This window comes from Pseudomonas sp. Z2-11, assembly GCF_054161305.1.
The window spans coordinates 1,879,522-1,899,179 of sequence record NZ_CP096395.1 but is presented as its reverse complement, the minus strand read 5'-3'; the positions used below and the strand labels follow the sequence as shown (position 1 = coordinate 1,899,179).

The window sequence follows — 19,658 nt, the reverse complement described above, 5'->3', positions numbered from 1 at the left end:
CATTCAACATTGATGCAAGCTGAACCGACGCATTCGCGAGCAAGCTCGCTCCCACAGGTGAGGTCTACAGGGCTATGCGACCACTTCAGCCCTGCATCCGGCCGAAGTGCCCGGAATGGAAATCCTCGAAGGCCTGGAGGATTTCCTGCTGGCTGTTCATCACGAACGGGCCATGGCCGACGATGGGTTCATTGATGGGCTCGCCACTGAGCAACAGGACCACCGCGTCATGGTCGGCTTGCAGGCTCAATTGGTCGCCGGCCCGTTCGAACAGGGCCAGTTGCCCTTGCTCGACGCGTTCACGGCCGTTGACCTGGACGGTGCCGCGCAGCACCACCAGTGCAGTGTTGTAACCGTCATGCACGGCCACGGTCAGGTGCCTCCCGGCGTTCAGGCGGATGTCCCAGACGTCGATCGGGGTAAAGGTTTTCGCCGGGCCTTGATGCCCTTCGAAGGACCCGGCAATCAGGCGCAAGCTACCGGCTCCATCCTTCAGCGCGATCTGTGGGATGTCGCCCTTGAGAATGGTCTGGTAGCCGGCCGGCGCCATCTTGTCCTTGGCGGGCAAGTTGACCCACAGCTGGACCATTTCCATGAACCCGCCCTGCCGCGCGAAGGCTTCGGAGTGGAACTCTTCGTGAATGATGCCGGACGCAGCGGTCATCCATTGCACGTCACCGGGGCCGATCTTGCCGCCGCTGCCAGTCGAATCACGATGTTCCAGTTCGCCCTGGTAGACGATGGTCACGGTTTCGAAACCACGATGAGGGTGCTGGCCTACGCCGCGTCGCTCGGTGGTCGGTGCGAATTCGCTGGGCGCCGCATGATCGAGCAGCAGGAACGGGCTGACATGTTTGCCCAGATTATCGTAGGAAAACAGCGTGCGAACCGGAAAGCCGTCGCCGACCCAATGAGGCCGCGGACTGGTATAGACGCCGGTGATGTTTTTCATGCTGAGTCTCCAATCGGGTGTTGCCATTCGATGGAACAGCTTAAAACCGCACCCCTTGATGCGCTAGACTGCAAAAATCGGCCGTAGCGTTCCATCAGGAGAACGATCATCGAAGACCTCAACACCCTGTACTACTTCACCCAAGTGGTCGAACACGGCGGCTTCGCCCCCGCTGGCCGGGCGCTGGACATGCCCAAGTCCAAGCTCAGCCGGCGTATCGCCCAGCTGGAGGAGCGCCTGGGCGTCAGGCTGATCCATCGCACCAGCCGGCATTGTTCGTTGACGGAAATCGGCCAGGCCTATTACCAGCGCTGCCTGGCCATGCGGGTCGAGGCTGAAAGTGCCGCCGAAGTGATCGAACGCAACCGCTCAGAACCCCAGGGACTGGTGCGCATCAGTTGCCCGACGGCGCTGCTCAACAGCTGGGTCGGACCGATGCTGACCCGCTACATGGTCAAGTACCCGCGGGTGGAGCTGTTCATCGAGAGCACCAACCGCCGCGTCGACCTGCTCCACGAAGGGTTCGATATCGCGTTGCGGGTCCGTTTCCCCCCGCTGGAAAACACTGACATGGTCATGAAGGTGCTGAGCAACAGCACCCAGTGCCTGGTGGGGAGCCCGGTCTATCGTGAAGGCCTGTCGTCCCCCGCCTCGCCGGCGGACCTCAATGGCCTGCCCAGCGTCCACTGGGGTTCGGCGCAACGTGAATACCAATGGGAGCTGTTCGGCCCGGACGGCACCCGCGCGCTGATCCGCCACGCACCGCGCATGGTCACCGACGACCTGCTGGCCTTGCGTCATGCGGTGCTGGCGGGCATCGGCATCGCTCACCTGCCCACGGTCGTGGTACGCGAAGACCTGGCCGCCGGACGCCTGGTGGAACTGGTGCCGGGCTGGACACCGAAATGCGGGATCGTCCATGCGATATTCGCCTCACGCCGTGGCTTGCTGCCCTCGGTGCGCACCCTGATCGACTTCCTCGCCGAGGAGTTCAGCCAGAGCGACATGGCCTAGCGCATGCGGCAAGGCGCTCCCCACGGTGCCCTACAAGTGATTGCGCTTGGCGAAATCCGACAGGCCCACCAGGGTTTTCAAGCCAAGCTTCTCCAGCAGGCGGGTCTTGTAGGTGCTGACCGTCTTGGGGCTCAGGAACAAAGCTTCGGCGACGTCCTTACCGCGCATGCCCATGGCCAGCATCCGCAGGATTGACAACTCGCGGATCGAGAGACTCTCCAGCGCCTGCTGTTCGGTGCGCTGCTGGAAATCCAGGCGGACGGACATCTGTGGGAAATAGGAATAACCGGACTTCAATGCATGAATGGCCTTGGTCAATTCCTTCAGGTCGCTTTTCTTGGTGACAAACCCTCGGGCCCCCGCCGAGATACAGCGATTGCAGAAATGCTGGGCATCCTGGGAGGTAAACACCAGCACCCCGCATGACGGGAACTCGGCCATGATCCAGCTCAACAGTTCAAGGCCGTCGAAACCGTTCATTACCAGGTCCAGGATTACCAGGTCGGGTATGCTTTCCTTGATCAAGGCCCTGGCTTGCGCCACGCTGCTGGCATCGCGGACCTGCGCAGCCCCTTCATTCTGGCAAATGAGCCGCAACGCTCCTCGAATGACAGGGTGGTCGTCCACGATCAACATGTCTTTCACGGCAACTCCCTGGGTAATTACAAACGACATTGGTGCCAGACGGCATCGAACTCTTGCACAAGCGATGGGCAGGATTCACCTGTCAGATCTGACAGGTGCGACCAGTGGTCGTTGGCCCGGCGAAACCATCTCGTCAAGAGCGCGCCCGCTCGCTGATACGCGCTCCCTCGGCACGAGCCATCAGGCAGGCCAGTGCAACAGGTTCGGGCAACGCGGCCTGGCTCAGTTGCACGTGAGAACGGCGCCCGCCTACCTGCGGCGACACGCCAGCCTGCGGCATGTTGTAGATCAACCCGTGAAGCACCTGGGGGTTGTCGACCAGGAAATCGGCTAACTCCACTCCGCCACTTGCCAGTCGGGCATTGGCGACGATCACGTCGAACGGCTCGCTGCCATACTCCACCAGCAGCAACAATTCCTCCATGTCGTTCACCGGCGCAATCCGGAAATAACCCTGCTGGTTGAACAGGCGCTCAAGCTTCATTCGATGAAAATGCTCTGAATCGGCGATCATGATACGTAATGCTTTGTTCGGCATGACGGGCATCCAATGGCAACGCGACGGGTACGGCGGCCCATGAACGTCAGGAGGCGTCAGGCTAGAGAAAGCTTCTAAAGGACGCTGTAGGAAAAATCTTAAAAACCGGGTAAATGGCGCCCATGGCGCCGTCCTGCGATCGATATCCCCTCATGTCGGTCAGCAACCACCTCAACCTGACCAGAGCGACGATGCACGCAGCCGCCCGGTCAAATGTTCGAGCGCCTGCTGCAAGTCACCCACCGCATCGGCCAACGACGACGCATCCCGCTCCCGGCAAGCGTCTTCCAGGGCATCGCACGCGCTAACCAGACCTTGCGCCCTGACCATCCGCGCCCCGCCCTTGATCCGATGCGCCAGGTCGGCGAGTCCGGGCAGATCATGCCGGGCGGACAAGCGCAGCAACTGCGCGGTGTCTTCGGTATTGCAGGTGACCAGCTCGCTGATCAGGCTGTTCAGCGCCTCCGTATCGCCGCCGGTCAACTGCGCCAGGCCGTCCAGGTCAAAATCATCCGTGGGCGCCTCGGCCTCCGTTCCAGGAAACCCTGCTGCCGGTTCCGGAAAAACCTGCGCCAGACGGGCACCGAGGACTTCGAGCCCGATGGGCTTGAACAGGCAGTCGTTCATTCCCGCGTCGATGCAACGCTGCTTTTCTTCTGGCTGGGCATTGGCGGTGAACCCGAGTATCAATATCGGCGACAGGCCTCGCGCGTGCTCCTCTTCACGAATGGCTCGGGTCAATGCGTAGCCATCCATCAAAGGCATGTTGCAGTCGGTAATGATCATGTCGAAGCGCCCGGCGCGCCACGCATGCAGGCCTTGCACACCCTCCGCAGCCTCCTCCACGCGGTGGCCCAGGTAACTCAGTTGCTGGCACAGCAACAGGCGATTGGCCGGATAGTCATCGACCACCAGAATGGCCAGCGCCCGCATCGGCAACGGCGTCTTGCCCCCGGCAAGTGGGGCCTGGAGCAAGGCGTCGAGCAGCGGCAGATCCAGCCGGATCTCGACCTGCGTGCCCTCCCCCGGCAGGCTGCTCATCGTCAGGGTGCCGCCCATCATTTCGCACAAGGTCCGGCTGATGACCAACCCCAGCCCGGAGCCGCCGCGGGTCGACTCGCGGTTGTCGCCGACCTGGGTGAACGGCTGGAACAGCCGCTGCTGGTCTTCAAGGGAAATCCCGCTGCCGGTGTCTTCCACCCGCAAGCGAACAGCGAGTCGCTCGTCTTCACTGCCGGGGACGACCTCGGCGATCAAGCGCACCAAGCCCTGATCGGTGAACTTGATCGCGTTGCTGAGCAGGTTCGACAGCACCTGCTTGAAGTGCAACGGATCGATCAGCACGTCGCGGTCGAGCTCGTCGTCCAGGGCCAGCTGCAGGCCCAGGTGTTTCTGCCGGGCCAAGCCTTCGAAAACCCGCGCCACCGACTCGACCAGCTCCCGCAGGTTGGCGCGCTCCGGCGCCAGCGACATCCGCCCGGACTCGATACGGGCAACATCGAGGATGTCGCCGATCAACGCCAGCAAGCCATGGGCAGCGCCCGAAGCGACCTCGATGGCCGCCCGATCGACAATGCCTTCTTCGGCCTTTTTCAGCGCCAGTTCGAGCATGCCGATCACGGCGTTCATCGGCGTGCGGATCTCGTGGCTCATCGTCGCCAGGAACGTGGTCTTGGCCCGGTTGGCGTCATCCGAACCGTCCTTGGCAATGCGCAATTGTTCGAGCAGGTGCTGGCGTTCGCTGACGTCGATCCAGCCGCCGATCATGCCGCTGACCGCGCCGTCGCTGCCGCGATACGGCAGCATCCATTGATAGATGGTCAGCGCCTCGCCGCTGGCCACAGTCAAGTGGCGGTCTTGCACCCGGGGTAGGCCCTGCTCCATGACCCGCAAGTAATCATTGTGGTAGAGCCGCGCTTCGACCGGATCCCCCGGCGCGCTTTCGAGCAGGGTCTTGCCGACAACGCTCTGCCGTTTGGCACCGAATACCTCCAGGTAGCCGCTGTTGCACAACACCAGCCGCGCCTCGCGATCACGGACATAGATCGGATGTGGCGTGCCGTCGATCAATACCCGCATGAATTCCAGTTGGTCGTTGAGGGCGACTTCGGCCTGCCGACGCTTGCGTATCAGATGGCGCAGATAGCCGATCCAGCCCAGCGCCAGGAGCAACAGCAGTGCAGCGATGGCGAAGCCTTGGAGAACGGTGGCGCGGTGGCGCAGCCAATAACTGTCTTCCACAACGATTTCCGTACGCCAGCGGTTGGTCAGTTCGTCCATTTCCTCAGGGGCAATGCTGAGCAGCGCCTTGTCCAGGATCGAATGCAACTGCGGCGCGTCCCGGCGGGTGCCCAAGGCGATCAGCGCCGGCTCGGTGCCGACGGTGCAGGTGATCTGCAGCGTGTCGCGGTACTGACGGGAGATCATGTAGCTGGCACTGAGCAGCGGGCTGATCGCCGCGTCCACCGCGCCGGAAGCCACCATGGCCAGGGCATCGGCGGCGTTTTGCGCCGGCACCAGTTCGACGTCGGGAAATTGCTGCAGCAGGTAATCGCGCAGCACATTTCCGCGCACCAGTGCCAGGCGCTTGCCGGCCATCTGCTCCGGCGTGACGGGGGCCTGGGTATCCAGGGCGGCCACGAGCACGTAGGGATTACTCAAATAGGGTCGGGTAGAACTCAATTCATCGGCGTAGTCGGAACCCGGCGGGAACGCCGCCACGACGTCGGCCTCGCCACTCTTGACCTGCGCGATCAGATCCTCGAGCGACTCACCGTGCCGGATATCGAATTTCAGCCCGGTGCGCAGGCTGATTTTCGCCAGCACATCGGCACTGATGCCGCGAAAGTGTGCCTGTTGGTCAATGAACGTCAGCGGCATGAAATGATCATTGATCACCACCCTGATTCGCGGATGCGTGTCCAGCCAGCGTTGTTCGTTGACGCTGAAATGCAGCCGTTGATGACCGGGCATGCTTGCGCCCCCGGCACTCCAGCGGCGCAGGATCGCCATGCGCTCGGTGCCGGGAATGGCTTGCAAGGCGCTGTTGATGATCCGCAGCAGGCGCGTGTTGTCACGCGCCAGGGCAAACGCGAACGGCTGCACTTCCAAGCGTGAAAAGTCGGCCAACTGGACGTTGTTCAGGTAGTTCTTGGTGATCAGGTAATGGGCGCTGATCGAGTCCCCCAGATAGACGTCGGCCTGGCCGAAAGCCACGGCACCGATGGCGCTCAGCGTCGACGGGTACAGCTGCAGCGAAGCCTTGGGGTAAAAAGCCTTGACCGCTTCAGGGGGCAGATAGTGATAAAGCATCGCCACGCGCTTGCCCGCCAGGTCCGGCGCGAGCTTGCGATTGTCACCGGCACGGGTCACCAGGGTCGGCTGGTCATCGGCGTAGGCCTGGGACATCGCCAGTTCCGGATCGCCAGCCTCGAAGCCATTGGCGCTGCCGAGCATGTCGATTGCACCGCCGCGCAGGGCCTGCAGCGCCTCGGCCCGCGACGGGTACCGGCGCACCTGCACATCGACCTGCAACAACTGACCGAGCAACCCGGCGTAATCGGCGGTCAGGCCTTCGTATTCATGGCCATTGCCGGTGATACCGAACGGCGCATAATCCGGCGCAGAGGCGCCCAGCAGCAACGAGCCCTTGTCGCGCAGCCAGGCCCGGTCGGCTGCATCCAGTGACACCGAATAACCGCTCACGGTGGAACGCCCAAGCACCTGCAGCGACTCGGGCGCAGCGACGGTCTCCGGCGCCATGCTCAATAAACCCAGCCACAACGCCGCCAGGCTCATGCGTGAAAACACAATCATCGGATCAGAGGGTTTCGCCTGGCCTTGGCAGAGTTGGCGCGGGAGCGCCACCGAACCTGGGTGAAAATAAGGTTCTGCCTGCCAAAGCAAGGGAACAGCGAACCGTCAGCGTGCCTGTAGAAAATACAGCAAGCGTGACTGGAGTGTAGGAAGTTTCTGAGGAATTTCCTGATGTGTTATCGAGAAATAACATCGCTCAGGCGCAGACGGTGATCCGTGGCATTGCGCCCAAGCGCAGCCCGGGATCGCCGCCTGCCGGCAGACCTTATGCCGTGACCAGCAATCGCTCCCGTACCGATTGGCCCAGGCCGCGTTCCTTGCCGTGCTCATAGAGCGAGCCGGCGATTTCGTCGGCGCGCACCGGCAGGATCGACAGCAAGGTGTCGCTCAAACCATGGCTGGCCTGACAAAAGCCCTGCATGTAGATGGCGGCCTTGCAGCGCTCATCGGTGATCAGTTTGTAGTTGCGATCCACCTCGAAATCGCCGAGGTATTGCGCCAGCGGCTCCAGCAAGGTGCGGTGCATCTGGCGCTCGTAGCCGGTGGCGAGCACCACCGCGTCATAGCGCCGGTTGGTCAGCTCGCCGGTGGCGTTGTTGCGCATGGCCAACTCCACGCCATTCTCCGTGGCCGTGGCTTTTTCGATCGTGGTCAGGGTACGGAACGCATGGCGGGCGATGCCCGAGACTTTCTGGCGATAGAAAATCCCATAGATGCGTTCGATGAGGTCGATGTCGACCACCGAATAATTGGTGTTGTGGTATTCGTTGACCAGCCGCTCGCGCTCGCTGTGGGGTTGCTGGAACACCAGGTCGGTGAACTCCGGCGAAAACACTTCGTTGACGAACGGGCTGTCGTCGGCCGGCTTGAGGGCCGAGCCACGCAGGATCATGTCGACCTGTGCCGATGGGAAGCTGTCGTTGAGGTCGATGAAGGCTTCGGCTGCGCTCTGGCCGCCGCCGATGATCGCGATTTTCATTGGTTGGCCGCTCACGCACGGTTGGGTTGCCATGCGCTCCAGATACTGCGAGTGATGGAACACCCGCGCATCTTCCCTGAACCCTTTGAACGCCTCGGGAATGCGCGGCGTGCCGCCAGCGCTGACCACCACCGAACGCGTGGTGCGCACACACTCCTCGCCCCGTCCGTTGCGGGAAATCACCCGCAGCGCTTCAACCTGATGGTTGTGCAGCACCGGCTCGATGCGCAGCACCTCTTCGCCGTAGCGGCTCTGGCCGGCGAACTGCGCCGCCACCCAGCGCAGGTAGTCGTTGTACTCCATGCGACACGGGTAGAAGGTGCCGAGGTTGATGAAATCCACCAGGCGGCCATGGTGCTTGAGGTAATTGACGAACGAGTACGGGCTGGTCGGGTTGCGCAGGGTCACCAGATCCTTGAGGAAGGAAATCTGCAATTCGCTCTGGGTCACCAGGGTATTGCCGTGCCAGCGGTAGTCGGCCTGTTTGTCGAGGAACAACACATCCAGTTCGCCCTGGACCGGGCCACGTTCCTGTAGCGCGATGGCCAGCGCCAGGTTCGAAGGGCCGAAGCCGATGCCGATCAAATCGTGAACGGTGGGCGCTGCAATTGCCTGTGTCATGTCCAGTGTCCTCTGGAGAAGCCCCTCAACAGGGCGCGAAAGCCTGGGTGACTTGAGCGGCCCGCACTAGGCCGTCAGTCGTCTGTTGAGAGGAACGAGGACAATGAAGGAAAATTTACCACCGAGAATCAGCGAGGGTGAATCAGGACGCGTCCCACTGCCGTACGCGGATACGACAATGCTTCATGGCATTGACGATGTGTTTCTCCACCAGCGCCCTGGAAATACCCAGGCGCCCGGCGATCTGCGAGTGAGACAGGCCTTCGAGCTTGCGCAGCAGGAAACTCTCGCGGCACAGCGGCGGCAACTCGGCCAGGGCCCGTTGCAGCATGTCCAGGCGCTGGCCGTGGTCCAGGCTGGTATGGGGCGATGGGGTGAAAAACCGTTCTTCGCTGTCGAGCACATCGAGGGACTCGACCTGGCGCAGGGTATTGCGCCGATGCCCGTCGATTACCAGGTTCAGCGCGGTGCGATAAAGGAACGCCCGGGGCTGCTCGATGGGGGTATCGCTGGCACGCTCCAGCACCCGCACGTAGGCGTCATGCACCACATCTTCGGCCGCCTGGCGGTTGCCTAGCCTGGCGTTGAGGAAACACACCAGTTCGCGATAGTAGTTTTCCAACATGACTCCCGTGCGCAGCGACTGCGACAGCTATCCCTGTGCCACTCGGCATGCCTGAAAAAGGCATGGCAGGATAGTGGCAGGCTCAATCGCGTAATTTATAGTAATTCTCATATAGATTTAAAGCGTTGGTTTGTATCAAGGCCGAATCGTTCAGTTCCAGTGGCGCCAGGTGTTGCTTTCGTGGCGAGGGGATTTATCCCCGCTGGGCTGCGAAGCAGCCCCAAACCAGCTCACTCAAAACATCTGACAGACCGAGGTGCAAGTTAAGAGGACTGCTTCGCAGTCCAGCGGGGATAAATCCCCTCGCCACAGATAAATCCCCTCACCTGCTATCGGGTGGGTGTCGTTTCAACTGTTACCCAGTATTTCACCCGCTAAATTCCCGCCCGGAACGCTCGTTTACCAGAACAGCCCCCCGTCCCTGCTGCTCTTGCGACGGACCCGATATCACCGGCCGGAACCCTGCATGAAACGTCCCCGCCTCACCCGCCCCGCCTGGCTCCTGACTTTTGCCCTGCTACCGGCCGTGGCCTTCGCCGCGTGGCAAGCGGTTACGCCGGACCACGGCACCGTCGCCACAGCGGCCGTCACCCGTGGCGATATCGAAAACAGCGTCACCGCCCTCGGCACCTTGCAACCGCGGCGTTATGTAGACGTCGGCGCCCAGGCCTCCGGGCAGATCCAGAGGATCCATGTCGAGGCCGGCGACGAGGTTCGCGAAGGCCAGTTGCTGGTGGAAATCGACCCGTCCACGCAGAAAGCCCGGCTCGACGCCGGACGTTTTTCCATCGAAAACCTCAAGGCCCAACTCCAGGAACAACGCGCCCAGCACGACCTGGCGCAACAGAAATTCCGCCGTCAACAACAGCTCAAGGCCGGCGGAGCTACTCGCGAAGAGGATGTGCAGACGGCGCAGGCCGAGGTGCGGGCGACCCAGGCGCGCATCGACATGTTCCAGGCGCAGATCCGCCAGGCCCAGGCCAATCTGCGCAGCGACGAGGCCGAATTGGGCTATACCCGGATCTATGCGCCGATGAACGGCACCGTGGTTGCCGTCGGCGCCCGGGAAGGCCAGACCCTCAACGCCCAGCAGCAAACCCCGCTGATCCTGCGCATCGCCCGGCTGTCACCGATGACGGTCTGGGCCGAAGTCTCGGAAGCCGACATCGGCCACGTCAAACCTGGCATGACCGCCTACTTCACCACCCTGGCCGGCGGTAACCGACGCTGGAGCAGCACCGTGCGACAGATCCTGCCGGTGCCGCCGCGTCCGCTGGAAGCCAGCCAGGGCGGCAGTCCCTCCGGTGGCCGCAGCGGCAGCGAACGGGTGGTGCTCTACACCGTGCTGCTGGACGTGGACAACGCCGACCGCGCCCTGATGACCGACATGACCGCCCAGGTATTTTTCGTCGCTGCCCAGGCCAAGGACGTGTTGACCGTGCCCATCGCCGCGTTGCAGGACGCAAGCCAGGTGCGGGTGCTGGCCGACAATGGCGACATCCAGCCAAGGACCGTTCGCACCGGCGTCAGCGACCGCTTGCGCACGCAGATCCTCGACGGCCTGAGCGAAGGCGATCGTGTGCTGATCGGCCCGGCCAGCGGCAGCGGAGGCTGAATGAGTACGCCCCTGATCGAACTGCGGGACATTCGCAAGGCCTACGGCGGTGGCGACAGCCCACGGGTGGAAGTGCTGCGGAGTATCGACCTGTCGATTCACGCTGGGGAGTTTTTGGCGATCGTCGGGGCGTCCGGCTCCGGCAAATCGACGCTGATGAACATCCTCGGCTGCCTCGACCGTCCCACCAGCGGCGAGTACCGCTTTGCCGGTGAGAACGTCGCCCGACTGGGCAGCGACGAACTGGCCTGGCTGCGCCGGGAGGCGTTCGGGTTCGTGTTCCAGGGCTACCACCTGATCCCGTCCGGCACGGCCCAGGAAAACGTCGAGATGCCGGCCATCTATGCCGGCACCTCGACCGCCGAGCGTCATGCCCGGGCCAGCGCCCTGCTCGAACGCCTGGGCCTGGCGAGCCGCACCGGCAATCGTCCCCACCAGCTGTCCGGCGGGCAGCAACAGCGAGTGTCGATTGCCCGGGCCTTGATGAACGGCGGGCACATCATTCTTGCCGACGAACCCACCGGCGCCCTCGACAGCCAGAGCGGCATCGAAGTCATGGCGCTGCTCGACGAACTGGCGAGCCAGGGTCACGTAGTGATCCTGATCACCCACGACCGCGAAGTGGCGGCCCGGGCCAAACGCATCATCGAAATCCGCGATGGGCGGATCATCAGCGACAGCGCCACCACCACAGCCAGCGCACCACAAGCCAACCCCAAGGCGTTGCAGGCGGTGGATCTGCGCCAGCGCCTGAGCGCCGGCAGCGAGCACAACGGCGCCTGGAAAGGCGAACTGGTGGACGCCGTCCAGGCCGCTTGGCGAGTGATGTGGATCAACCGTTTTCGCACCGCCCTGACCTTGCTCGGCATCGTCATCGGCGTGGCCTCAGTGGTGGTAATGCTGGCGGTGGGCGAAGGCAGCAAGCGCCAGGTCATGGCCCAGATGGGCGCCTTCGGCTCCAACATCATCTACCTAAACGGCACCGCGCCCAACCCGCGCGCCGCCAAGGGCATCATCAGCGAACAGGACATCGCCGCCCTCGCCGCCCTGCCCGAAGTGCAGCGCATCATGCCGGTCAACGGCAACAACGCCAACGTGCGTTTCGGCAACCTCGACCACACCAGCTACGTGGGCGGCAACGACACGAATTTCCCGACCATCTTCAACTGGCCGGTGGCCCAGGGCAGCTACTTCAGTGACACCGATGAGCGCAGCGCGGCGGCGGTGGCGGTGATCGGCCACAAGGTCCGGCAGAAGCTGCTTAAGGACGTCGCCGATCCCATCGGCCGCTACATCCTGATCGAAAATGTGCCATTCCAGGTGGTCGGCGTACTCGCCGAAAAAGGCGCCAGCTCGGGGGATTCGGACGCCGACAACCGCATCGCCGTGCCCTACTCCGCCGCCAGCGTGCGTCTGTTTGGCAGCCGTCATCCTGAATACGTGGTGATCGCCGCTCGCGACGCGGCCAAGGTCAAGGAGGCCGAGCAGGCCGTTTCCCGTACCTTGCTGCGACTGCACAACGGCAAGCAGGATTTCGAGCTGACCAACAACGCCGCGATGATCCAGGCCGAGGCCCGCACCCAGGGCACGCTGTCGTTGATGCTCGGGGCCATTGCGGCGATTTCGCTGCTGGTGGGCGGCATCGGCGTGATGAATATCATGCTCATGACAGTGCGCGAGCGGACCCGGGAAATCGGCATCCGCATGGCCACCGGCGCCCGCCAGCGCGACATTCTGCGCCAGTTCCTGACCGAAGCGGTGATGCTCTCGGTGGTCGGTGGATTGGCCGGCATCGGCCTGGCCCTGCTGGTGGGCGGCGCGTTGCTGCTGGGCAAAATCGCCGTGGCGTTCGAATGGCTGGCGGTGTTCGGCGCCTTCGGTTGTGCGCTGGTCACCGGCGTCGTCTTCGGTTTCATGCCGGCCCGCAAGGCCGCTCGCCTCGACCCGGTCGCGGCCCTTACCAGTGAATGAATCCTTCTCTATGAAAGCGCACCTGACCCTCCTGGCCGCCAGCCTGCTGCTGGCGGCCTGCGGCACACCTTTGTCGACACCCGACAGCGGCATCGAGCCGCCGCAGGCCTGGCAAACTGTCGATACGCCCAATGCGCGTGTCGATAACCAACAATGGTGGAAGCAGTTCGGCAGCCGGCAACTCGATCGTTTGATCGAACAGGCGCGCCAAGGCAGCTTCGACCTCGCGGCCGCCATGGCCCGGGTTCGCCAGGCCCAGGCCAGCGCGGTGATTGCCGGCGCACCGTTGCTGCCGGAAATCAGCGCCGGGCTCAACGGCAATCGCCAGGAGCTGCTGCGGGGCGAGGGCTACAGCCAGTTGGACGTGGATCGGAACAACCGCACCATCGACTACTACGATGCCCACCTCAGCGCCAGTTATGAAGTGGATTTCTGGGGCGGCAAGCGGGCGGCGCGGGACAGTGCGTTGAGTTCGTTGTCGGCCAGCCGGTTCGACCGGGCGACCGTTGAGCTGACCCTGCTCAGCGCTGTCGCCAACAGCTACACCCAGGCCTTGTCGCTGCGCGAACAACAGCGCATCGCCGAACTGAACCTGGCCAACGCGCAAAACGTGCTCGACCTGGTGCAGACCCGCTACGATGCCGGCAGCGCCACGGCGCTGGAACTGTCCCAGCAAAAAAGCCTGGTGGCGACGCAACAGCGCCGGTTGCCCCAGGTGCAACAACAGGCGCGGGAGGCGTTGATCACCCTGGCGGCATTGTTGGGCCAACCGGTGCAGTCGCTCAAGCTCGACGATGAAACCTTCGACGCCTTGCACTGGCCCGCCATCGACGCGGGCGTACCCAGTGACCTGCTGCGCCGTCGCCCCGACATCGCCGCCGCCGAAGCACGCCTCGCCGCCGCCCAGGCCGACATCAGCGTGGCCCGCGCCGCCCTGCTGCCCTCGGTCACCCTGGGCCTGAGCCTGGCCACCGGCGCCGACATCGCCGACCAGTTGTTGCGCAACAACGTCTACAACCTCAGCGCCGGCCTGGCCGCGCCGATCTTCAACAACGGTCGCCTGCGGGCCGAACGGGACAGGGCCACCGCGCGCCAGGAAGAACTGCTGGAAACCTACCGCGCCGCGATCATCAACGGTTTCGCCGACGTCGAAAAAGCCCTGAACGGCATCCAGGGCCTGGACCAGCAGCGACAATGGCAGAGCGAAGAACTGCACCAGGCGCAAACCGCTTTCGACATCGCCCAGAGCCGCTACCAGGCCGGCGCCGAAGACTTGCTCACCGTACTCGAAACCCAACGCACGCTGTACGCCGCCCAGGACATGAACGTGCAATTGCGCCTGGCACGAGTGCAGGCGAGCGTGGCGTTGTACAAGGCGCTGGGTGGGGGTTGGCGGGTGATGTAGGCCTCGAGCACACGTCCAACCCTGGTGAAATTTGTGGCGAGGGGATTTATCCCCGCTGGGTTGCGCAGCAACCCCAAAACCAGCTCACTCGACACATCTGACGCACCGAGGTACCGCTAATGGGGCTGCTTCGCAACCCAGCGGGGATAAATCCCCTCGCCACATAGGAACCTCTGTTCGCCAATAATAGTGTTCGGCTTTGGTTCTGTTTATCCGGCCATGTAAGACGTCCGAGCGAGGCTACGTTGCCTTGCGTCATTGCCTACAACTACGCCAGAATCCGCCGGCTTGTGCGCCTGCCACTCTGTCGATAACTTGTACCTCGTCACTGCCCATCAGTGATCGGGTCTGCAAGCCCGGCGAAATACCAGGCATTGCCACAAGCCAATCGACATATCCGTGTCGCTCAATGGCGGCTGTGTGCGGGAGACCTTCGGGTCTGCCGGGTTCCTGGTTTCCCGGTCTTGCAGACCCGCGCATAGCTGCCACCCATCATCTGCAAGTGATGTTCTGGCAGCGCCTTGTTCATAATCAGGAGCTGCACAATGTTCAAAGCCACCCCCAATCCCCCCGAAGAATCCCCCAGCCCGTTATTCACCGTCGCACCAGACGCCGACATCGAATGCCTGCTCGCCAACCTCAGCGAAACCCTCGCCTCGGCGAACGCGATGGCCAGCGACCTTGCCTTCGCCCTGGAAGGCTCGCGACGGCATTTGGCGTTGGGGATCCAGCAGATGATCGAGCTCGGTGAGCTCCTGGCAAACCGCGCCCTGGACATTGCCGCGCCGCGCTAGCCACCTCAAGCCAAGTGAAACCCGTGGCGAGGGAGCTTGCTCCCTCGCCACAAAAGCAGCTGTCGCGTAAGTCAAACCGGCTTGGACTTCAGATTACGCGCGTACCACGGCCGTTGCGGCACGCGGCGCAACAGTCTGGAGAGTTTGTCGTCATCACTGCCAAAGGTGATGCGCAGCGCCAGTTTCATGGTTTCCGGGTCCATTTCCACCGAGCGGCCGACCTGCAGCCCCGGCGTGGTACTGCAACCATGGGTGTCCGGGCCCAGCCAGGGGTCGGCGATTTCCACCCAGCGGCCCGGGGCGAACCAGGGCACGCCGTTGACTTGCAGCCGGCTGACTTCGCCCGGATGGAAACGCTCGTGGGCGCGGAACCAGTCTTCGAGGCGATCGTCGATCCAGCCGTGGAAGGCCCAGAATACCGGGCTCACGTGAGACGAAAACGGATCGCCCAGAAAATCGTTCTCCGGTTCGAACCAGCGCAGGGCGAAGTCCGCCTGATCGCGGGCGAACGGCACCGGATGACCGTTGGACGGGTCCCTGGGCACCGAGGCCCAGCGCATGTGCAGCCAGTCGTGCAGGCCCAGTTCTACCTCGGAACCGAACTGGCCCAAGGTCAGCTTCGACAGGTAGCGCGGATCGCGATAGCGCGACTCCCAGACCTGAAAATTGCTGTGGTAGGTCTCGGCGGTCTTGATGTCGCTGACCCATTGGGCGTACTGCTCGTCGCCACGGGCCAGCCAGGTCGGCGGCAGTGCCGTGCCGTCGACGTTATCGAAATACCGGGCAAAGCCCAGGCGATCGCGTTCCAGCTCCGGTTGCGGCAAGGGGAAACGCGGCCACGACGGTAACGGCTGGAACGAACGCGCCGTGCCGAGCATGTGCCGATGCATGAAAAAGAAATCCACCCCCGAGCCGTTGCGATCCTTGCGCGGCCCACGGGCGTCACGCTCGTTGTCTCGCGGCCCGGGCTGCCAGCCAAGGCCGCGCAGGGCGTTGCGTTTGTCTTCGTCGAGGGTGTGCCATTTGTCCCGCGAGGCGTGCCAGAGCTGGTGAAACAGACGGTGCTCGGGCGAGACCAGCCAGGCCAGGAGCTTCGGGCTCAGCGGTATGCGCTCCCTGGCTTCGGGAAAGCGCTGCTTGACGGCGATGAACTGGTTGTCGAGTTCCGGCTGTGCCAGCGGGCGGTCCAGGCGCAACACCCGGCCACTGAGGGTGGCGGTGCCGGCATTGCCGAAACCGGCCCAGACTTCGTCAACGGTCATGATGAACTCGTAATCCGGCGCGGCATGTTCGCTGCCGATCAGTCGCCAACTCAACTGCTTCGGGTCGCTGCCGGCCAGGTCGCCCAAGACCCGATAACGCGGTTCGCCCCCGGCACGCAGGCGTTCGCCGGTGTCCAGGCAGCCCACTAGGCCACGGCCCTTGTGGGCGATGTCGAGAAACACTTGCAGGTCGTCGCCGGGCATACCGTCGAGACCGGCATCGCGACCGGTGAAACGGATCGTCCAGATACCCCGCAGCGTGTTGGCCCGGCGCTGGCCCGCCACATCCGCCACATCGAACGACGCCTCGCCGGGAGTGATGGTGGGGTCCGGCCGGGTCAGTTCACGGTGCCCGTAATACACCGCAGGCACGGCGGCACCGGTCAGCGCCAGGCCTGCCATGAACCATCGTCGAGAAATCGTCATTGCCTTACCTGTGTTCGCCCTCGCACGGGCTTTATCCAAGCTAGGACGATGGCTGGGCGGACAAATTTATAGCGAGCTGTGAGGGCCTCATCGCGAGCAAGCTCGCTCCCACAATGGGTCTGGGTACATTCGCCGAAGATAGGTAGGTTTCACGGCCGCCTTCGCGAGCAGGCTCGCTCCCACAGGTGGATTGCATTTCAATGTGGGAGCGAGCTTGCTCGCGAAGGGGCCCTCAAGGGCGCCTAAATTTCCCCACCGGCCACTCGTTCCCCCCAGATAGCAAAGGCCCCCGCGCCTGTCCTTCCAAGGCGAACCAGACTGAGATCGGCAATGACCACACCACGTTCGAAAAAGGCTCTTTTCACCGGCGTATCCCTGGCCCTGGCGCTGGTCGTCGGTGGCGGGCTCGCGGCCTGGGACCATTGGTGGCGGGACAATCCCGGCTACCCGGTCAAGGTGATGAAAGAAGCCCGGGAGTTGCACGAGCGCCTGTTGTCCTTCGACAGTCACATCACCGTGCCGCTGGATTTCGGCACCGCCGGCAATGAAGCGGACAAGGACGGCAACGGCCAGTTCGACCTGGTGAAAGCCAATCGCGGTCACCTCTCCGGCGCCGCGCTGACCATATTCGGCTGGCCCGAACTGTGGAACGGCCCCAACGCGCCGCACAAGCCCACCGCCGGCTTCGTCGAGGAAGCGCGCAACCAGCAGGAAGTGCGCTACAAGATCATCACCGGCATGGTCCGGGATTTCCCCAACCAGGTCGCCCTCGCCTACACCCCGGATGATTTTCGCCGCCTGCACGGCGAAGGCAAGTTCGCGATTTTCATCAGCATGCTCAATGCCTATCCCCTCGGCCACGACCTGAGCCTGCTGGACCTATGGACGGCGCGGGGCATGCGCATGTTCGGCTTCAGCTACATCGGCAACAACGACTGGGCCGATTCTTCGCGACCGCTGCCGTTCTTCAACGATTCGCCCGACGCCCTTGGCGGCCTCTCGGACATTGGCAAGCAAGCGGTGAAACGCCTGAACGACCTGGGCGTGATCATTGACGTATCGCAAATGTCGACCCTGGCCCTGGAGCAAGTCGCACAACTGAGCCGCACCCCATTGGTAGCTTCTCACTCGGCGCCACGGGCCATGGTGGACATACCGCGCAACCTCAGCGACAAGGAAATGCAGTTGATCAAGGCCAGCGGCGGCGTGGTGCAGATTGTCGGTTTCTCCCAGTACCTGCGGCCGCTGACGCAAAAGACCCAGGACAAACTCAACGACCTGCGCGAGCGCTTCGACCTGCCGCCACTGCCCAACCTGGCGATGGCGCTGATGCCCGGCGATCCGATCATCGCCGCGTGGCCGGAACAGCGATTCGGCGAATACGCCGGCCAGCTCTACGCCATTCTCGAAGAGGAACCCAAGGCCAGCCTCAAGGACCTGGGCGATGCCATCGACTACGCCGTGCGCAAGATCGGTATCGACCACGTCGGCATCAGCTCGGACTTCAACGAAGGCGGCGGCGTAAAGGGCTGGGAAGATGTCGGCGACATCCGCAACGTGACCGCCGAACTGCTGACGCGCGGCTACTCCGAAGCCGACATCGCCAAACTCTGGGGCGGCAACTTCCTGCGCGTCTGGGACCAGGTGCAGAAAGCCGCCCAGCCAGCGATTGCCGCGACGCAGAAGGCGGCCCAGCGATGAACGAACGCCGTACCTTTCTCAAGCAAGCCGGGATCCTGACGGCCGGCCTGCCGTTTGCCGCCAGCCTGCCGTCCATCGCCGCTGCAGATCCATTGTCGCCGCTGCCCCGGGACAAATGGGCGCAACTGCGCTCGTTGTTCAACCAGGACCCGGACTACCTGCATTTCTCCAATTTCCTCATCACCACTCACCCGCGTCCGGTGCGCGAGGCCATCGAACGCCACCGCGCCGCCCTCGATAAAAACCCGGGGTTGTTGATGGACTGGGACCTGGGCGTCACCGAAGAGCGTGAGGAAAACGTGCGGACCTGGGCCGGGCGCTACCTGCAAGCGACACCGAAACAGATCGCCCTGACCGGCAGCACCACCGAAGGCCTGGCGATGATCTATGGCGGCGTCCATGTACGGCCCGACCAGGAAATCCTCACCACCGCCCATGAACATTACGCCACCCACACCATCCTCGACTTGCGCAAGCAACGGGACGGCACCCGGGTGCGCAAGATCAAGCTGTTCGAAAACGCCCGCGACGCCAGCGAGGCGCAAATCCTCGCGGCCATCGACCGCAACATCCGCCCCGAGACCCGCGTACTGGGCATGACCTGGGTGCACTCGGGCAGCGGCGTGAAGCTGCCGATCGGCAAGATCGGCGCCCTGGTGGACAAGCACAACCAGGGCCGCGGCGATGAGCAACGGATCGTGTATGTGGTGGACGGCGTGCACGGTTTTGGTGTCGAAGACCTGAATTTCCCGCAGATGAATTGCGACTTCTTCATCGCCGGCACCCACAAATGGATGTTCGGCCCCCGGGGCACCGGCGTGGTGTGCAGCCGCAGCGAAGAAGTCAGGTACGTCACGCCGATCATCCCGACCTTCTCCGAGGCGACGGCGTTTTCCACCACCATGACCCCGGGCGGCTACCACGCCTTTGAGCATCGCTGGGCGGCGGACGAGGCCTTCAAGCTGCATCTGCAACTGGGCAAGGCCGAGGTGCAGGCGCGCATTCACGCGCTGAACAGCTACCTGAAGAAACAACTGCTGGCGCTGCCGCAGATCGAGCTGATCACGCCACCGAGCCCGGAGCTGTCGGCCGGCTTCACCTTCTTCCGGGTCAAGAATCGCAAAAGCGATGAGATCGCTGCCTACCTGATGCAAAACCGCGTCATCGCCGACGCCGTGCACCGCGATGCCGGGCCGGTGATCCGCACCGCGCCGGGGCTGCTCAACACCGAAGTCGAAATCGACCGCTTCATGGCGCTGTTGAGCAAAACACTCTGATGACTGATCGAGAGCAA

General features: G+C 63.3%; 13 protein-coding genes and 1 pseudogene. 7 read left to right on the top strand and 7 right to left on the bottom strand.

Going from position 1 to position 19,658, the window contains the following annotated elements:
* Window positions 1-85 precede the first annotated feature (85 nt).
* Window positions 86-952: a pirin family protein gene (locus tag M1E16_RS08505; RefSeq protein WP_458129643.1), complete on the bottom strand. Its 867-nt coding sequence runs from the start codon at window positions 950-952 to the stop codon at window positions 86-88.
* A 108-nt stretch (window positions 953-1,060) separates the two neighbouring features.
* On the opposite strand from M1E16_RS08505, the gene M1E16_RS08500 reads away from it, so the two are divergent.
* A complete protein-coding gene (locus M1E16_RS08500; RefSeq protein ID WP_305501314.1) occupies window positions 1,061-1,966 on the top strand; it encodes a LysR family transcriptional regulator in 906 nt (301 codons plus the stop codon).
* Window positions 1,967-1,996: 30 nt separating this feature from the next.
* Here M1E16_RS08500 and M1E16_RS08495 read toward each other — a convergent pair whose 3' ends face one another.
* The 5 genes from M1E16_RS08495 to M1E16_RS08475 all read right to left on the bottom strand — a co-directional run bounded on the left by M1E16_RS08495 (window position 1,997) and on the right by M1E16_RS08475 (window position 9,190).
* A complete protein-coding gene (locus M1E16_RS08495) occupies window positions 1,997-2,611 on the bottom strand; it encodes a response regulator (protein ID WP_458129642.1) in 615 nt (204 codons plus the stop codon).
* 133 nt (window positions 2,612-2,744) lie between these two features.
* The gene (locus M1E16_RS08490; RefSeq protein WP_434603433.1) at window positions 2,745-3,149 is read right to left on the bottom strand and encodes an ANTAR domain-containing protein; all 405 of its coding nucleotides are present in this window, start codon (window positions 3,147-3,149) and stop codon (window positions 2,745-2,747) included.
* A 171-nt stretch (window positions 3,150-3,320) separates the two neighbouring features.
* Window positions 3,321-6,965, bottom strand: coding sequence for a transporter substrate-binding domain-containing protein (locus M1E16_RS08485; protein ID WP_458129641.1), 3,645 nt, complete (start codon window positions 6,963-6,965; stop codon window positions 3,321-3,323).
* Between the two features lie 265 nt (window positions 6,966-7,230).
* Window positions 7,231-8,565 (bottom strand): lysine N(6)-hydroxylase/L-ornithine N(5)-oxygenase family protein, encoded by a 1,335-nt coding sequence (locus M1E16_RS08480; protein WP_458129640.1) that lies wholly within the window; start codon window positions 8,563-8,565, stop codon window positions 7,231-7,233.
* A gap of 142 nt (window positions 8,566-8,707) precedes the next feature.
* Entirely contained in the window at window positions 8,708-9,190 is a 483-nt protein-coding gene (locus M1E16_RS08475; protein WP_305495896.1) for a sigma-70 family RNA polymerase sigma factor, read from the bottom strand.
* A 466-nt stretch (window positions 9,191-9,656) separates the two neighbouring features.
* Here M1E16_RS08475 and M1E16_RS08470 point away from each other — a divergent pair, with 466 nt between their 5' ends.
* From M1E16_RS08470 to M1E16_RS08455, 4 genes and pseudogenes are all read left to right on the top strand, one after another.
* Window positions 9,657-10,805 (top strand): efflux RND transporter periplasmic adaptor subunit, encoded by a 1,149-nt coding sequence (locus M1E16_RS08470; RefSeq protein WP_434695416.1) that lies wholly within the window; start codon window positions 9,657-9,659, stop codon window positions 10,803-10,805.
* Entirely contained in the window at window positions 10,806-12,776 is a 1,971-nt protein-coding gene (locus M1E16_RS08465) for a MacB family efflux pump subunit (RefSeq protein ID WP_458129639.1), read from the top strand.
* Window positions 12,777-12,786: 10 nt separating this feature from the next.
* Window positions 12,787-14,181: an efflux transporter outer membrane subunit gene (locus M1E16_RS08460; protein WP_458129638.1), complete on the top strand. Its 1,395-nt coding sequence runs from the start codon at window positions 12,787-12,789 to the stop codon at window positions 14,179-14,181.
* A 587-nt stretch (window positions 14,182-14,768) separates the two neighbouring features.
* Window positions 14,769-14,975: pseudogene (locus M1E16_RS08455) on the top strand (DUF6124 family protein); the annotation flags it as partial.
* A 71-nt stretch (window positions 14,976-15,046) separates the two neighbouring features.
* Here M1E16_RS08455 and pvdP read toward each other — a convergent pair.
* The gene (pvdP, locus tag M1E16_RS08450) at window positions 15,047-16,663 is read right to left on the bottom strand and encodes a pyoverdine maturation tyrosinase PvdP (protein ID WP_458129637.1); all 1,617 of its coding nucleotides are present in this window, start codon (window positions 16,661-16,663) and stop codon (window positions 15,047-15,049) included.
* A gap of 330 nt (window positions 16,664-16,993) precedes the next feature.
* On the opposite strand from pvdP, the gene pvdM reads away from it, so the two are divergent.
* Both pvdM and pvdN read left to right on the top strand, forming a co-directional pair.
* Window positions 16,994-18,364, top strand: a complete 1,371-nt coding sequence (pvdM, locus tag M1E16_RS08445; RefSeq protein ID WP_458129636.1) for a pyoverdine-tailoring dipeptidase-like protein PvdM — start codon at window positions 16,994-16,996, stop codon at window positions 18,362-18,364.
* On the top strand, window positions 18,361-19,641 hold the full coding sequence (pvdN, locus tag M1E16_RS08440; protein WP_458129635.1) for a pyoverdine-tailoring periplasmic protein PvdN: 1,281 nt from the start codon (window positions 18,361-18,363) through the stop codon (window positions 19,639-19,641). Before pvdM ends, pvdN begins: the two co-directional genes overlap by 4 nt.
* The last annotated feature ends 17 nt before the right edge of the window (window positions 19,642-19,658 follow it).

Excerpts from the sequence above, each read along its gene's own strand:
- M1E16_RS08505 (WP_458129643.1), bottom strand. The coding sequence starts at position 952 with ATGAAAAACATCACCGGCGTCTATACCAGTCCGCGGCCTCATTGGGTC.
- M1E16_RS08490 (WP_434603433.1), bottom strand. The coding sequence starts at position 3,149 with ATGCCGAACAAAGCATTACGTATCATGATCGCCGATTCAGAGCATTTT.
- M1E16_RS08485 (WP_458129641.1), bottom strand. The coding sequence starts at position 6,965 with ATGATTGTGTTTTCACGCATGAGCCTGGCGGCGTTGTGGCTGGGTTTA.
- M1E16_RS08480 (WP_458129640.1), bottom strand. The coding sequence starts at position 8,565 with ATGACACAGGCAATTGCAGCGCCCACCGTTCACGATTTGATCGGCATC.
- M1E16_RS08475 (WP_305495896.1), bottom strand. The coding sequence starts at position 9,190 with ATGTTGGAAAACTACTATCGCGAACTGGTGTGTTTCCTCAACGCCAGG.
- M1E16_RS08470 (WP_434695416.1), top strand. The coding sequence starts at position 9,657 with ATGAAACGTCCCCGCCTCACCCGCCCCGCCTGGCTCCTGACTTTTGCC.
- M1E16_RS08465 (WP_458129639.1), top strand. The coding sequence starts at position 10,806 with ATGAGTACGCCCCTGATCGAACTGCGGGACATTCGCAAGGCCTACGGC.
- M1E16_RS08460 (WP_458129638.1), top strand. The coding sequence starts at position 12,787 with ATGAAAGCGCACCTGACCCTCCTGGCCGCCAGCCTGCTGCTGGCGGCC.
- pvdP (WP_458129637.1), bottom strand. The coding sequence starts at position 16,663 with ATGACGATTTCTCGACGATGGTTCATGGCAGGCCTGGCGCTGACCGGT.
- pvdM (WP_458129636.1), top strand. The coding sequence starts at position 16,994 with ATGACCACACCACGTTCGAAAAAGGCTCTTTTCACCGGCGTATCCCTG.
- pvdN (WP_458129635.1), top strand. The coding sequence starts at position 18,361 with ATGAACGAACGCCGTACCTTTCTCAAGCAAGCCGGGATCCTGACGGCC.